This is a genomic window from Bacillus sp. GMa5/1 (assembly GCF_050172015.1).
In the GTDB taxonomy this organism is placed as follows: Bacteria; Bacillota; Bacilli; order Bacillales; family Bacillaceae_G; genus Bacillus_A; species Bacillus_A cereus.
In genome coordinates this window covers 1-13,468 of the sequence record NZ_JBNLYC010000050.1, presented here as the reverse complement: position 1 = coordinate 13,468, position 13,468 = coordinate 1, and the positions used below count along the sequence as shown (strand labels likewise).

Below are 13,468 nucleotides of genomic sequence, written 5' to 3'. Positions count from 1 at the left end.
TGTTTAAACAGAGGGTTGATTAATTATTCATATTTGCTCTAACTGCACGGACAAATTGCTCCACATTCCCTTTCTGAATATACTTAGCGCGAATGGTTTCATGATTACAAGTAAACTCAAAGTACGGATGAAAATCTATGCTATCTATATGCACATATGAGTACTCTTTAAATGTTGAAGGATAGTAAGGAAATTTCCCGTAAAACAGGAGGCGTCTAGTAGTGGCAACAAAAATTCCATGTTGATAACATAACATGAAATTATCCTTCTCAAAGATCCCTACCACAAAAACCAAAATCTTTTCATCATCATCTACATACTTTTTCATACTCGATAAAAGTTCATTCATGCATATTCCTCCAAATTCTATTCACTGCTTTAACACTTGAAAAGAATCCATGGATATTACAGACCGGTTTAACTCCTTTATAAAGTATGAAACGCGTTTCCTGTCAAAGATATTTCAAAAAAATAATCCGTTATGCGATTATACACATAACGGATTAAGATTAAACTGTAGAGCGTTCCACAAGTTCGTATGGAATTTCCAGCTTTTCTTGTTTAGAACTCTCGTCATTCACTTTTCTATGCAACATTTCAAAAGCAGTTTTCCCTATCTCCTTTAAATTTTGATCAATAGTTGTCAATTGTAACACTTGCGAGATAGGTTGATTATCAAAGCCAATAATCGCTAAATCCTCAGGAACTTGAATCCCTAATTTTTCAACCTCTGTCATAACCCCAATCGCAACTTCATCACCTGCTACTATTAATGCTCCAGGAAGATCCTGCATCTCTTTTAACTTATGAGCCACTTTTACACCATCTTCTAGTGTAAAACATTCTGTAAAAATCCATTCTTCGTTAACCTCTTCATCTATAGATTGCAATTGCTGTTTATAAACATCAAAACGCTTTTGACTACTCGGCCCTAATTTTCTTCCCGTACAATAGCCAATTTTTTTATAACCTTTCTCAATCAAATAATCCATTCCTAATTGAAAGGCCGCTGAATGATTCGTATATACACTTGAGATGTTTGAAATATCATTATCTTCACAAGCAATTATTGTGCCGTAAGAAGCATACGGTTCTATCGTTTCCCAATCATTTGCACGTGAACAAATAATAAGACCATCCAATTGTTTTGTTTTTAACATATGTAAACTTTTCATTTCTTCTTTTTTATTATAATTCGTTTGGCAAAGTAACACTCTGTAATTATGAGTTAACGCAATCTCCATCATTCCGCTCACCATCGCATCAAAACACGGATGATTAATATACGGTAAAATCACACCAACAATATTCGTCTTTCCTTTTGATAAATGAACAGCATTTGCGTTTTGCGAGTAATTCAATTTCTCAACTATCTCTATAACCGCTTTCCTTTTTTCTTCACTTACATATGGGTGATCATTCAACACTCTCGAAACAGTCGTAACTGAAACTCCCGCCATCTTTGCGATATCTTTAATATTAGCCATGCACTCACCTCTATCTTTAAGTTAATGAATCTCATGAACATATGTCAAATCTTCTTATCATTACACCTTCATTTGTTTCTCTTACAAAAGTGTAATTTTTCTGTAAGCTAATTCGATAGTGACTTTCCGCAACATTTCATACAATTAAGTCAGAAACAAGGTAACAACTATTCGAAAAGGAGCGGATTAATATGATGAACAAAATGAAAACGAACAATTTCTTACATACAATGGGCATGGTATTTTCCGCTCTTATCGACGCAAAAGCTGTTGCTTCTACATTAAACAAGTAAGGAGAATATATTATGAATAACATCACTTTTAACAAATTAGATTTTTTAGGACTAGCTAGTGGCTCGCTTCTTCTTACTGCTTTTATTTACGCCGCTACGCTTGTATAACTTTGTGTCCCCTTTCCCCTTTATTATAAATAGTAATAGAAAAGACGACCGTCTATGCCCGGTCGTCTTTTCTTATTTTTGATTTGATTGCAAAGCTTCTTTTAACTCCTCAAACTTCTCATTTAATTGATCTGTCATCATTTTCATAGCGGTTTTTCGATCTATTTGTTCTCCAGCCTCAATTTGAATCGGATCTCCAAAAATCAATTTTGCCTTTTTCCCCTTTATTAATTCTTTTACACTTGATGGACCAACATAAGCTGCCGGCACTAAAGGTACATTAGAACGCATCGCAATTGTCACAGCACCCGCTTTTAATGAAACATCTTCCGCTGATCTCGTTCCACTCGGAAAAATCCCTACTACCTTTCCTTCTTTTAATAAACGTGATGGAATTTTAAGTGTACTCGGTCCCGGATTCGCGCGATCTACAGGGAATGCATTTACATTTTTAAAGAACCAATTTTTGAATTTCCCTTCAAATAATTCTTTTTTTGCCATGTAATGAATTTGAGTTGGGTACATCCCTGTAGCTAACATTAATACATCCATAAAACTTGTATGTGTACACGCAACAACATACGGACCACCTTCTGGTAGCTTTTCTCTTCCTTGCACTTCTACTTTCCCAGCTGTTTTAAATATATATTTCAACAAAAATGTAATTGGTTTATACATTTATTTCGTTCCTTTCTAAACATCCGAAGTATAATCATATTCTTACAACAATTATAACACTAAGTTTTAGGAGTTGGTAATAAAAATAAGTATGAATTGTTAAATTTCAATTCTTACAAAAGTGTAATTTTCTTGTAAGCTAATTCGATAGTTACTTCTTACTATATTTCATACAATTAAGTCAGAAACAGGGCAACAATTATTCGAAAAGGAGTCGATTAATATGATGAACAAAATGAAAACGAACAATTTCTTACATACAATGGGCATGGTATTATCGGCTCTTTTCGATGCAAAAGCTGTTGCTTCTACATTAAACAAGTAAGGAGAATGTATTATGAATAACATCACTTTTAACAAATTAGACTTTTTAGGATTAGCTAGCGGCTCTCTTCTTCTTACTGCTTTTATTTACGCTGCTACGCTTGTATAACTTTGTGTCCCCTTTCCCCTTTATATAGAAAAAGACGACCGTCTATGCCCGGTCGTCTTTTTAATTTTTTCTTTCTTTCAACTCTTTTAAAAGCTGTATCAGCTCAGCTTGTTGTTTTATCTTTTTACGACCATTTCGATTAATTGCTGCAAGCTCACAGCCAACTCCGACGGCGAAGAAAAACAATAAACTTTCTAACATGTGAAATCCTCCATTTGCCTATTAAACAGCTTGACGTAATTGTTCTTCTTGTAAAACTCTCTTATTTATATTTTCTTCTTTTCTCTGGCAAACGTTATTGCGAATAAGTGCTGCAATAACAAGTACAGTCCCTATAATATCAAACATTGTGATTTGATACCCTTGCATCATCATAATAGCTAAAGTCGTAATTGGTACAAAATTAATAAATAAAATCCCATTAATGGATGATAAAATTTTCACACCGTAGTTCCAAGCAAGTAGCGCTACAATACCTGGCAATGTCATCATAAATAACAAATCATATTTCACAATAGAAATCGTTCCCATACTAGGAACTGAAACATATCCAAGCCACGTAATAATTACCGTTATAATTCCTGTAACAGTCGTACCGAATACACACGTCAACGTAGAATAACGTAATGTTGACAAATCACTACACGTTTGACCACCCATCGTATAAATAACCCAGCCTATAACACCAATAAATATAAATGCTAATGGGAACATATTATCTTTCAATGTTACAAAGAAACTCATGTCACCTTTTGTAATAACAAACACAGCTCCTACAAAAGCAATAACCATACTCGTTATCTTATACTTCTTCGGTTTTATATGCTTATATCCCCATAAAATACAAATAGAAATCATCGGCATAAGTGCTTCCATAATGGAAGCTACCATTACACCCGACTTACCCATCAACATTTGCCCTAAAAATATGAGGACATTATATACTGTAAATGCCATCGTTCCAAAAAAGACGAGTAACTTTCCTCTTCTCTCTAAACGAAATGCCTGTTTTCCTTCTTTCACTAACAACAATACAATCAGCATTATCGCCACTGCTCCATAGCGAATAAGCGAAAAATAAAATGGATCTATGTATTCTAGCGCATGATCAGCAACTGGAAACATCGCTCCCCATGACATACTCGCAATTAAACACGCTACAGCCCCTATTATCATTTGACCTCTTCTCACCGCAATCCCCCGTTTCTTTCTATTTGCACAAAGAGAATTGTAAAAGAAAAAATATATCACGTAAAATGATTCAAAATGATGTTAACTATCATTTATAATGATAGTTAACATCAAGGGGGATTACAAAATGGAATTACGAGACTTACAAATCTTTAAAAGCGTTGCCGATCAGGGTAGTGTAAGTAGCGCAGCAAAGGAATTAAATTATGTACAATCAAATGTAACTACACGTATTAAACAACTAGAAAACGAATTAAAAACCCCACTCTTTTACCGCCATAAACGAGGAATGACTTTAACAGCTGAAGGAAGAAAAATGCTCGTTTATGTTAGTAAAATTTTGCAAGATGTCGACGAACTAAAACAAGTATTTTTAGATAGCGAAACACCCTCCGGTATATTGAAAATCGGTACAGTCGAAACAGTAAGTACACTGCCTACCATTTTATCTTCTTACTATAAAAGCTATCCAAATGTCGATTTATCATTACAAGCGGGTCTAACAGAAGAATTAATTAGAGAAGTACTTGATCATCAATTGGATGGCGCCTTTATATCAGGTCCTATTAAACATCCACTAATCGAACAATACGATGTTAGTACAGAGAAATTAATGCTTATAACACAAAATAAAGCCTTTCATATAGAAGAATTTACAACAACTCCTCTACTCGTTTTTAACCAAGGATGTGGATACCGCTCCAAACTAGAACGTTGGCTTAAAGATGAAGGTTTGCTACCAAAAAGAATTATGGAATTCAATATATTAGAGACAATATTAAACAGCGTTGCACTCGGCCTCGGAATTACACTCGTACCACAGTCTGCTGTCCATCATCTTTCTAAAGCAGGTAAGGTACATTGTCATGCAATCCCTGAAAAATACGGCAGTATTTCAACGGTTTTCATACGCCGTAAAGATAGCTATATGACGAATTCAATGCGTAGTTTTTTAAAAACAATTGAAGACCATCATCATATCAATATGCTGTGAAAGACATTCTTACATGAATGTCTTTTTTTCTTACAAAAGTGTAAGTCTTTCGTAAGCTAATTCGATAGTTGCAAGTAGCCATATTTCCTATAATTAAGACATAAGCAGGGCAACAACAATTCGAAAAGGAGCGGATACGCATGATGAACAATATGAAATCAAATAAATTTTTAAATACAATGGGCATGGTGCTATCCGCACTTGTCGATGCAAAAGCTGTTGCAACTACATTAAACAAATAAGGAGAGTTTATAATGAACAACATTACTTTCAACAAATCAGACTTTATCGGACTTGCAAGTGGAGCCACTCTTCTTACGGCTTTCATTTATACACTTGCTCAAGGTCTTGTTTAACACTTTGTTTTCCCAACCCCCTTTATATATAGAAAAAGCTGCTCGTCTTATAGACAAGCAGCTTTTTAGTTTGTTTCATATACAATTTGACCTGTTTTCGTAATATCATATCCGCCAATCGCATTTAATTCATTATGAAATTCTTCCGATTGCAGAATGTCTTTCACAACTTCAATCAACTCTTCATTTTCTTTATTCTTCAAAATTACTAAATCATACTGTTCTTTCATGATTGGAATAAAGTCCACATTTACAATTTGCGAAAACTTTTCTGAACCTACTCCTACATCAGCTTTTCCATTTGCAACTTGCGTGGCAACACCAAGATGATTCGATTCTTCCCATTCATATCCACTAATATCAGCTTTATTTAATTTTTGGATTCGTAATTGTTCATCGACTAACACTCTAATACCAGAACCCTTTTCTCGATTCACAAACTTTATAGTGGACCCGGATATGTCAGCCCATGCCTTTATTCTCTTCGGATTTCCTTTTCGGACATAAAATCCTACATTTCTGGACAATAAATTAATCATAATGCATGGCTGTCCTACTAAAATGCGTTTTACGTAAGGAACATTATATGTACCAGTTTCACCATCAAACAAATGCAAACTAACGATACTTCCTTCTCCTTGATACATTTTCACTAAACTCGTTAAGCTACCTTGATACGCCCTTAAAACATTAGAACTTGGCAAACGATTTTCTATACGTTTAGCTAACATATCTAACGTTAGTTCTTGACCACTAATAATACACGTGTTCAAGATACTACTACCATCGTTTTTTACAGGAGTAACTTGTACCTTTCCTGTTTTCATTTGTTTTATATATTGATCTAAATCTGTTGCATCAATGCGCATCTGTCTACCAACTCTATAAGAAGGAAGTTCTCCTTTTTTAATTAAGTCGTATACAGTTAATTTTGATACTTTTAATCGCTTTGCTACTTCTTCCGTTGTGTAGGAATGATGATCCATAGACGATTCCTCACTTTCTCCTTTCATTGTAACAAAGAAAAGAATATTTCTCCTATTTTTTAAAAATAGATATATGTTCAAATTACATTCAATTATAACTAGTTATATTTAGATATAATTAGTTATAATTAGATGTATCAAAACGAAAGGGGATTTTTTTATGAATAAATTTACATTACGTTCCATCGGGGCACTTATACTTTCTTTCCTTCTTATATTTAGTGCTGCTTGTACAAGTGGGGAAAAGCATACAAAGTCAGCTGCTAAAGAGGATAAAACAGTTGAACTGACTATCTCAGCTGCTGCAAGCTTACAAGATGCATTAAAAGAAATCGAAAAACAATATAAAGAAAAAGAGCCAAATATCAAACTTTCTTTTAACTTCGGTGCTTCTGGAGCACTTCAACAACAAATTGAACAAGGTGCACCTGCTGATTTATTCTTCTCTGCAGCAGAAGATAAATTCCAAACCCTTGTAAAAAAAGGATTCATTAGTGAAAAAGAAGGGAAAAATCTTCTTGGAAATGAACTAGTTCTAGTCATCCCTAAAGATAGTTCACTTACAAAATTTCAAGATTTAAAAGATGAGAAAATCAAAAAAATTGCACTTGGTACACCTGAATCTGTACCTGCTGGCAAATATGCAAAGGCTTCTCTAACACACGAAAACCTTTGGAATGATGTTCAAAATAAAGTCGTATTTACAAAAGATGTTCGCCAAGTGTTAACATATGTAGAAACAGGGAATGTCGATGCTGGCATCGTATACAAAACAGATGCTCTCATTTCGGATAAAGTAAAGATTGGTGAGACAGCAGCAGCTACTTCTCATGAGCCAATCCACTATCCTTTAGGTGTTATAAAGGAATCTAAACATAAGAAAGAGGCGACTTCATTTTATGAGTATTTGCAGTCAAAAGATGCACAATCTATCTTTAAGAAATATGGATTTACAGTTCTGTCGTAATTACTATGAGCATTGATGCTATTTTATCGCCTGTCTTTCTATCTTTAAGAGTAGCTGCGTGCGCCACTATTCTCGTTACAATTTTAGGGACAATTGTCGGGCGAGCACTAGCTCGCTCCTCATGGCGATATAAAGTACTATTAGAAACCATATTTTTATTACCAATGGTACTTCCACCAACTGTTATCGGCTTCTTTCTCATTATCATCTTTGGAAACAACAGCCCGATCGGAAAGTGGGTTGAATCATTATTTCAGCAGTCTATTATGTTCACATCTACTGCTGCGATTATCGCTTCTACAGTTGTTGCATTTCCGCTTATGTACCAATCAGCGAAAACGGGATTTTCTATCGCAAATGTACAAATTGAAGAAAGTGCTCGTGACCTTGGCGCAAGTGAATATCAAGTTTTTCTGCACGTTACACTTCCACTCGCATTTCCTGCCTTACTAAGCGGGATGATTTTGAGCTTTGTCCGCGCGCTCGGTGAGTTTGGTGCTACACTCATGTTTGCTGGGAACATTCCTGGTAAAACACAGACAATCCCAACTGCAATTTACATGGCTATTGATGCAAGTAATATGCAACTCGCCTGGACACTTGTAGTTATTACTATCGGTATGTCACTCGTATTTCTACTATGTATTCAACTTATTAATAAAAGAATCACTAACTCTTAAAGCAGCTTTTGTCGAAGCTGCTTCTTTATTTCTTAGGAAATAAAATATACCAATGGGAAATAACTGAATTTTACCTCTTATTTAAATATACATTTTATTTGAATTCACTTTCTAAAATAGGCAATTTCCTGTTATTATATGGAGGTGTTTCAAAAAATGAAGAAATGAAAACGCATTTATATTGTGAATTCTTCATCCTGTTTTAGCGATCGGTAATCTTCTACTCTATTAGTGGGGCATTACCGATCGTTAGAACGATATGTAACTATATTGGTATAGCAAACCGAAGGGAGTCTTGTAATGGACATTTTATTAGCGCTTCTTCCTGCAATTGCATGGGGAAACATCTTATTAGTAAGCGTAAAAATGGGCGGTGGTGCATATAGCCAAACGGTAGGTATGACAATCGGTGCTCTATTCTTCGCAACAATTATGTATGTATTTACTCAACCAGCTTTAACAATGACAATCTTAATTGTTGGTTTTATTTCAGGTTTATTCTGGGCTTTAGGACAAGTAAACCAATTAAAAACAGTTGAAAAACTAGGTGTTTCAACTACTGTAACGATTTCTACTGGTATGCAACTTGTTGCAACTTCTATCTTTGGGGTTATCGCTTTCCGTGAGTGGACTACTACTACAACGATCATTCTGGGAACGATTGCAATCCTATTAATTGTAGTTGGTGTTGTATTCACATCATTAGATGATAAAGAAAATGCTCAGCCACCTGGACAATTGAAAAAAGGACTTCTTACTTTAATTGTTTCTACTTTCGGCTATCTTGTATATGTAATTATTATTCGTTGGTATAATATTGATGGTTGGTCTGCTATTTTACCACAAGCAGTTGGTATGTTTGTTGGTGCGGTTGTACTGACGTCTAAACATAAACCATTTAACAAATATGCAATCCGTAATGCTTTGTCTGGTTTACTATGGGGAACTGGAAACTTATTCTTACTTCTTTCATTACCACGTGTTGGAGTAGCAACAAGCTTCCCATTATCTCAAACTGGAATCGTTATCTCAACATTTGGTGCGATTGTCTTCTTAGGTGAAAAGAAAACAAAACGTCAATTGATCTTTATTGCACTAGGTAGTGTTTTAATTATCGGCGGCGCTGTATTACTTGGTATGACAAAAGCATAATCTTATATTCTATTAGTAAACCCCTGAAGCATATATGCTTCAGGGGTTTTTCAATTCTAATTATTTTCTAGATATAATTATTTGTATGTTCTTGCCCCCTATAATTGCTCTTCCACTCTAGCAAACCAGCTACACATATAAAGAGATTAATAACAGTTAATATTAGCATGAATTTCCGCCTTCTCATTATCCATTCCATCTACGGTAAGTCTTTTCTTTTTACAACATTCTCTTAAAGATGATATCGTTTTTATAACATATCTCTACTAGAAAGGAATAAAGAATATGCTAACTAAACATCGAATTTTATTTATTGGTGCCGGTCGTATGGCAGAAGCTATATTTTCCGGATTACTTAAAACAAGCAAAGAGTACATCGAAGAAATTATCGTCTCTAATCGAAGCAACGTAGAAAAGCTAAAACAGTTACAACATCGATATAATGTGTCTACTGCAACAGATTGGAAACAGCATGTTACATCTGTTGATACGGTTGTTTTAGCAATGCCACCTTCTGCTCATGAAGAGTTATTAGCTGAGCTATCTCCGTTAATATCAAATCAACTAGTCGTAACAGTCGCAGCTGGCATTGGACCATCTTATTTAGAAGCTAGACTCCCAAAGGGCACGCCTGTTGCTTGGATTATGCCTAATACAGCTGCTGAAATTGGAAAATCTATCTCCTTATATACAATGGGACAATCAGTAAATGAGATGCATCAAGAAACCCTGCAACTGCTTTTAAAAGGTATTGGTACTTCGCAACTTTGTACTGAGGAAGAAGTTCATCAGCTTACTGCAGTTACTGGAAGTGCACCAGCCTTCCTTTATTACTTTGCTGAAAGCTTAATTGAAACAACAAAAAGTTATGGAGTCGATGAAGAAACCGCAAAACATCTTGTCATTCAAATGATTTCTGGCTCTGCTTCTATGCTCGAACAAACGCAAAATCCAGCTAACCTCCGCGAACAAGTAACAACGCCAGGTGGTTCCACAGCTGAGGGTCTCAAAACTTTATACGAATATAATTTTTCAGAGGCAATTCAAAAAGCAGTAGAAGCAACAAACAAAAAAGCTAGGGGGAAATGATATGATTTTAACAAGTTTAAAAGACTATACAACATTACATAACGGTGTAAAAATGCCTTGGTTTGGTTTAGGTGTTTTTAAAGTAGAAGATGGTTCAGAAGTAATTGATTCTGTCAAAGCAGCAATTAAAAATGGCTACCGCAGCATCGATACTGCAGCAATCTATCAAAATGAAGAAGGCGTTGGACAAGCGATTCGTGAATCCGGTGTTTCACGCGAAGAATTATTTATTACCTCAAAAGTATGGAATAACGATCAAGGATATGAAACAACACTTCAAGCATTTGAAACTACATTAGAGAAATTAGGTCTAGAATATTTAGATTTATATTTAGTACATTGGCCTGTAAAAGGGAAATATACCGAATCATGGAAAGCATTAGAAAAACTTTATAAAGATGGCCGTGTTCGCGCTATCGGTGTGAGTAATTTCCACATTCACCACTTACAAGACGTGTTTGAAATTGCTGAAATTAAGCCAATGGTCAACCAAGTGGAATACCACCCACGTTTAGCACAAGAAGAGTTACATGCATTCTGTAAAGAACATAATATCCAGCTTGAAGCTTGGTCACCATTAATGCAAGGACAACTACTAGATAATCCAACGTTACAAGAAATTGCGACAAAATATAATAAATCAACTGCGCAAATTATTTTACGCTGGGATTTACAAAACGAAGTTGTAACAATTCCCAAATCAATTAAAGAACATCGCATTATTGAAAATGCAAACATCTTCGACTTTGAATTAAGTGCTGATGATATGAAAGCAATTCAAGCTTTAAATGATGATCGTCGCGTTGGTCCAGATCCAGATAACTTTAACTTCTAGTAGAAAAACCACTGTCCTATGCAGTGGTTTTTCTATTTAATAAAACTGAAAATTTAAACTATATTTCATTTAGTTGACACTTCATTATTCAAGGTGTAAGATTTTGAATTATCAAAGAAACACAAAAATTAATAAAATTTATTCGTTTACTCATTGTATCAAGAGAGGTGGAGGGACTGGCCCTTTGAAACCTCGGCAACAGGTTCATTTTGAATACTGTGCCACTTCCTGCAAGCTTTATGCTTGAAAGATAGAATGAGGGACTTCGTTTATATACGGGTGCATAACTTGTACGTAAAAATCCCTCTTTCTCAATATGAAAAGAGGGATTTTTTATTTTTCATTTCCCTCATCATCATCCAAACTTAATTATTTAGGAGGAAAATCAAATGAAAAAGAAGTTTGTACCCGGTATTGCATCAGTTGTAGGAGTAAGTATTTTATTAACTGGTTGCGGTAGTTATAAAAACGAAGCAAGCGGAGCAAATGCAAAAGACGAGGCACCTAGTAAACAGGTTTTAAACTTATCTTCACCTACTGAAATACGAACAATGGATACGGCTCGTGCTACAGATACTGATTCTGGTCAAGTAATGAGAAACGTATTTGAAGGTTTGTATAATCTTGGTGAAGGTAACAAACCTGTTCCTGGTGTTGCAAAATCTCATGAAGTAAGTGGCGATAAAACGAAATACACATTCCATTTACGAGATTCAAAATGGTCAAACGGCACTCCTGTTACAGCTAAAGATTTTGTGTTCGCTTGGCAAAGAGCCGTAGATCCAGCAACAGCCTCTGAATATGCATTTCTATTCTTTGATATTAAAAACGCAACAAGAATTAACAACAAAGAACTTCCAGCCGACCAACTTGGTGTAAAAGCAGTTGATGACCATACGTTTGAGGTAGAATTGGAGCGTCCTGTTCCGTATTTTATTAGCTTAACAGCGTTCCCAACATTTCTACCAATTAACGAGGAATTCTTTAAAGCACAAGGTGATAAGTACGCTTTAGAAGATAATACAATCTTGTACAACGGAGCTTTTACACTAAGCGATTGGAAGCACGAACAAAGCTTTAAATTCAAGAAAAACCCTACCTATTGGGATAAAGATACTGTCAAACTAGAAGAAATCAATTTTAACGTCGTAAAAGAAAAATCAACAGAAGTAAATTTATTCGAGTCAAAACAATTAGATCGTATAAAACTAACATCTGACTTCGTCGATAAATATAAAAAGGATGCTAACTTTAAAGAACGTCCAAACGTAGGCGTACAATTTTTACGTATGAATCAACAAAACAAAGTGCTTCAAAACGTTTCTGCACGCCAAGCAATTGATCAAACAATTGATAGAAAATCCTTTGTAAATACGTTATTAAATGATGGATCTACACCAACATTTGGTCTCGTTCCAAAAAACTTTGCAAAAGGACCTGAAGGAAAAGACTTCCGTACTGCAAATGGCGATTTAACAAAAGTTGATACAAAATCTGCACAAGAGTTATGGAAAAAAGCTAAACAAGAGCTTGGTTCTGAAAAGATAACATTAGAATTATTAACGAGTGATGCTGATCTTGATAAGAAAACTGGTGAATTCTTAAAAGGACAACTAGAAAAGAATCTAAATGGATTAACAGTAAATATAAAACCGCAACCGCGTAAGCAACAAGTTTCGCTTTTATTAAAAGGTGACTACGAAATCGGAATTGATGGCTGGAGCCCTGACTTTGCGGATCCAATTACATTCCTTGAGCTATTTACAACGAATAACCCTTATAACTTAGATCATTACTCTAATAAGGAATTCGATGAAACAATAGCAAAAGTGAAAACAACTTTAGCTGGTGATGAAAAAGCTCGCTGGGAAGCATTACTAGCATCCGAGAAAATATTATTTAAAGACTCTGTTATCGCTCCTCTTTACCAAAAAGGCGAATCTTATTTAGAACGTTCTTATGTGAAAGGAATTGTGCAAGTAGACTTTGCAGGGCAATTAAACTTCAAGTGGGCAAAAATTGAAAAATAAAGTGAAACTTTAATAAGTGGGGGTTTCTTCATCCCCACTTATTATTAGCCCACACCAATTGTTTTTTTTAGCAAAATATATTAAAAATAGGTTCTATCACACATGAGAATCCGCTTTTTCAATATATTATTCTAAGAAATTAACAATCTATTTTTATTATTTACATATAGTTCTTTCCAGTGTTAATAT

The 13,468-nt window shown here is 34.9% G+C and carries 16 protein-coding genes and 1 riboswitch; of the genes, 10 read left to right on the top strand and 6 right to left on the bottom strand.

Features of this window, described 5'->3' with window-relative positions; all coding sequences use genetic code 11:
• Positions 1-19 precede the first annotated feature (19 nt).
• Both ACQGSG_RS14290 and ACQGSG_RS14285 read right to left on the bottom strand, forming a co-directional pair.
• Positions 20-349 carry a PH domain-containing protein gene (locus ACQGSG_RS14290; RefSeq protein ID WP_001004251.1) on the bottom strand — a complete coding sequence of 110 codons (330 nt, stop codon included), beginning with the start codon at positions 347-349 and terminating at the stop codon, positions 20-22.
• A gap of 160 nt (positions 350-509) precedes the next feature.
• On the bottom strand, positions 510-1,487 hold the full coding sequence (locus ACQGSG_RS14285; protein ID WP_001273899.1) for a LacI family DNA-binding transcriptional regulator: 978 nt from the start codon (positions 1,485-1,487) through the stop codon (positions 510-512).
• 305 nt (positions 1,488-1,792) lie between these two features.
• Between ACQGSG_RS14285 and ACQGSG_RS14280 the strand changes: the two genes are divergently transcribed.
• Positions 1,793-1,888 carry a DUF3948 family protein gene (locus tag ACQGSG_RS14280; protein ID WP_001060007.1) on the top strand — a complete coding sequence of 32 codons (96 nt, stop codon included), beginning with the start codon at positions 1,793-1,795 and terminating at the stop codon, positions 1,886-1,888.
• Positions 1,889-1,960: 72 nt separating this feature from the next.
• On the opposite strand, the gene ACQGSG_RS14275 is transcribed toward ACQGSG_RS14280, so the two are convergent.
• Entirely contained in the window at positions 1,961-2,566 is a 606-nt protein-coding gene (locus ACQGSG_RS14275) for a lysophospholipid acyltransferase family protein (RefSeq protein ID WP_000277777.1), read from the bottom strand.
• A 337-nt stretch (positions 2,567-2,903) separates the two neighbouring features.
• Between ACQGSG_RS14275 and ACQGSG_RS14270 the strand changes: the two genes are divergently transcribed.
• Positions 2,904-2,999, top strand: coding sequence for a DUF3948 family protein (locus ACQGSG_RS14270; RefSeq protein WP_001060007.1), 96 nt, complete (start codon positions 2,904-2,906; stop codon positions 2,997-2,999).
• A 60-nt stretch (positions 3,000-3,059) separates the two neighbouring features.
• On the opposite strand, the gene ACQGSG_RS14265 is transcribed toward ACQGSG_RS14270, so the two are convergent.
• Positions 3,060-3,200, bottom strand: coding sequence for a YrzO family protein (locus tag ACQGSG_RS14265; protein ID WP_061140073.1), 141 nt, complete (start codon positions 3,198-3,200; stop codon positions 3,060-3,062).
• Positions 3,201-3,221: 21 nt separating this feature from the next.
• Positions 3,222-4,190 carry a DMT family transporter gene (locus ACQGSG_RS14260; RefSeq protein WP_325842683.1) on the bottom strand — a complete coding sequence of 323 codons (969 nt, stop codon included), beginning with the start codon at positions 4,188-4,190 and terminating at the stop codon, positions 3,222-3,224.
• Positions 4,191-4,317: 127 nt separating this feature from the next.
• Here ACQGSG_RS14260 and ACQGSG_RS14255 point away from each other — a divergent pair, with 127 nt between their 5' ends.
• Both ACQGSG_RS14255 and ACQGSG_RS14250 read left to right on the top strand, forming a co-directional pair.
• Complete coding sequence (locus tag ACQGSG_RS14255; RefSeq protein ID WP_000423040.1) at positions 4,318-5,184, top strand: LysR family transcriptional regulator; 867 nt, start codon at positions 4,318-4,320, stop codon at positions 5,182-5,184.
• 254 nt (positions 5,185-5,438) lie between these two features.
• Positions 5,439-5,540: a DUF3948 family protein gene (locus tag ACQGSG_RS14250; protein WP_001060018.1), complete on the top strand. Its 102-nt coding sequence runs from the start codon at positions 5,439-5,441 to the stop codon at positions 5,538-5,540.
• Positions 5,541-5,605: 65 nt separating this feature from the next.
• Here the strand turns inward: ACQGSG_RS14250 and ACQGSG_RS14245 are convergent, their stop codons facing one another.
• Positions 5,606-6,526 carry a substrate-binding domain-containing protein gene (locus ACQGSG_RS14245; protein ID WP_001987638.1) on the bottom strand — a complete coding sequence of 307 codons (921 nt, stop codon included), beginning with the start codon at positions 6,524-6,526 and terminating at the stop codon, positions 5,606-5,608.
• Positions 6,527-6,686: 160 nt separating this feature from the next.
• Here ACQGSG_RS14245 and modA point away from each other — a divergent pair, with 160 nt between their 5' ends.
• The 6 genes from modA to ACQGSG_RS14215 all read left to right on the top strand — a co-directional run bounded on the left by modA (position 6,687) and on the right by ACQGSG_RS14215 (position 13,279).
• Positions 6,687-7,493 (top strand): molybdate ABC transporter substrate-binding protein, encoded by an 807-nt coding sequence (gene modA, locus ACQGSG_RS14240; protein WP_001032229.1) that lies wholly within the window; start codon positions 6,687-6,689, stop codon positions 7,491-7,493.
• A 5-nt stretch (positions 7,494-7,498) separates the two neighbouring features.
• A complete protein-coding gene (gene modB, locus ACQGSG_RS14235) occupies positions 7,499-8,173 on the top strand; it encodes a molybdate ABC transporter permease subunit (protein WP_000020526.1) in 675 nt (224 codons plus the stop codon).
• 300 nt (positions 8,174-8,473) lie between these two features.
• Positions 8,474-9,325, top strand: coding sequence for a GRP family sugar transporter (locus ACQGSG_RS14230; protein ID WP_000353544.1), 852 nt, complete (start codon positions 8,474-8,476; stop codon positions 9,323-9,325).
• Positions 9,326-9,610: 285 nt separating this feature from the next.
• Complete coding sequence (gene proC, locus ACQGSG_RS14225) at positions 9,611-10,414, top strand: pyrroline-5-carboxylate reductase (protein ID WP_000956278.1); 804 nt, start codon at positions 9,611-9,613, stop codon at positions 10,412-10,414.
• A gap of 1 nt (position 10,415) precedes the next feature.
• On the top strand, positions 10,416-11,249 hold the full coding sequence (locus tag ACQGSG_RS14220; protein ID WP_325842682.1) for an aldo/keto reductase: 834 nt from the start codon (positions 10,416-10,418) through the stop codon (positions 11,247-11,249).
• Positions 11,250-11,401: 152 nt separating this feature from the next.
• A riboswitch (SAM riboswitch) is annotated at positions 11,402-11,506 on the top strand.
• A 132-nt stretch (positions 11,507-11,638) separates the two neighbouring features.
• A complete protein-coding gene (locus ACQGSG_RS14215) occupies positions 11,639-13,279 on the top strand; it encodes a peptide ABC transporter substrate-binding protein (RefSeq protein WP_325842681.1) in 1,641 nt (546 codons plus the stop codon).
• Positions 13,280-13,468: the final 189 nt, after the last annotated feature.

What these genes read in the sequence shown, in the direction of transcription:
- ACQGSG_RS14290 (WP_001004251.1), bottom strand. Translation starts at nt 349, where the DNA reads ATGAATGAACTTTTATCGAGTATGAAAAAGTATGTAGATGATGATGAA.
- ACQGSG_RS14285 (WP_001273899.1), bottom strand. Translation starts at nt 1,487, where the DNA reads ATGGCTAATATTAAAGATATCGCAAAGATGGCGGGAGTTTCAGTTACG.
- ACQGSG_RS14280 (WP_001060007.1), top strand. Translation starts at nt 1,793, where the DNA reads ATGAATAACATCACTTTTAACAAATTAGATTTTTTAGGACTAGCTAGT.
- ACQGSG_RS14275 (WP_000277777.1), bottom strand. Translation starts at nt 2,566, where the DNA reads ATGTATAAACCAATTACATTTTTGTTGAAATATATATTTAAAACAGCT.
- ACQGSG_RS14270 (WP_001060007.1), top strand. Translation starts at nt 2,904, where the DNA reads ATGAATAACATCACTTTTAACAAATTAGACTTTTTAGGATTAGCTAGC.
- ACQGSG_RS14265 (WP_061140073.1), bottom strand. Translation starts at nt 3,200, where the DNA reads ATGTTAGAAAGTTTATTGTTTTTCTTCGCCGTCGGAGTTGGCTGTGAG.
- ACQGSG_RS14255 (WP_000423040.1), top strand. Translation starts at nt 4,318, where the DNA reads ATGGAATTACGAGACTTACAAATCTTTAAAAGCGTTGCCGATCAGGGT.
- ACQGSG_RS14250 (WP_001060018.1), top strand. Translation starts at nt 5,439, where the DNA reads ATGAACAACATTACTTTCAACAAATCAGACTTTATCGGACTTGCAAGT.
- ACQGSG_RS14245 (WP_001987638.1), bottom strand. Translation starts at nt 6,526, where the DNA reads ATGGATCATCATTCCTACACAACGGAAGAAGTAGCAAAGCGATTAAAA.
- modA (WP_001032229.1), top strand. Translation starts at nt 6,687, where the DNA reads ATGAATAAATTTACATTACGTTCCATCGGGGCACTTATACTTTCTTTC.
- modB (WP_000020526.1), top strand. Translation starts at nt 7,499, where the DNA reads ATGAGCATTGATGCTATTTTATCGCCTGTCTTTCTATCTTTAAGAGTA.
- ACQGSG_RS14230 (WP_000353544.1), top strand. Translation starts at nt 8,474, where the DNA reads ATGGACATTTTATTAGCGCTTCTTCCTGCAATTGCATGGGGAAACATC.
- proC (WP_000956278.1), top strand. Translation starts at nt 9,611, where the DNA reads ATGCTAACTAAACATCGAATTTTATTTATTGGTGCCGGTCGTATGGCA.
- ACQGSG_RS14220 (WP_325842682.1), top strand. Translation starts at nt 10,416, where the DNA reads ATGATTTTAACAAGTTTAAAAGACTATACAACATTACATAACGGTGTA.
- ACQGSG_RS14215 (WP_325842681.1), top strand. Translation starts at nt 11,639, where the DNA reads ATGAAAAAGAAGTTTGTACCCGGTATTGCATCAGTTGTAGGAGTAAGT.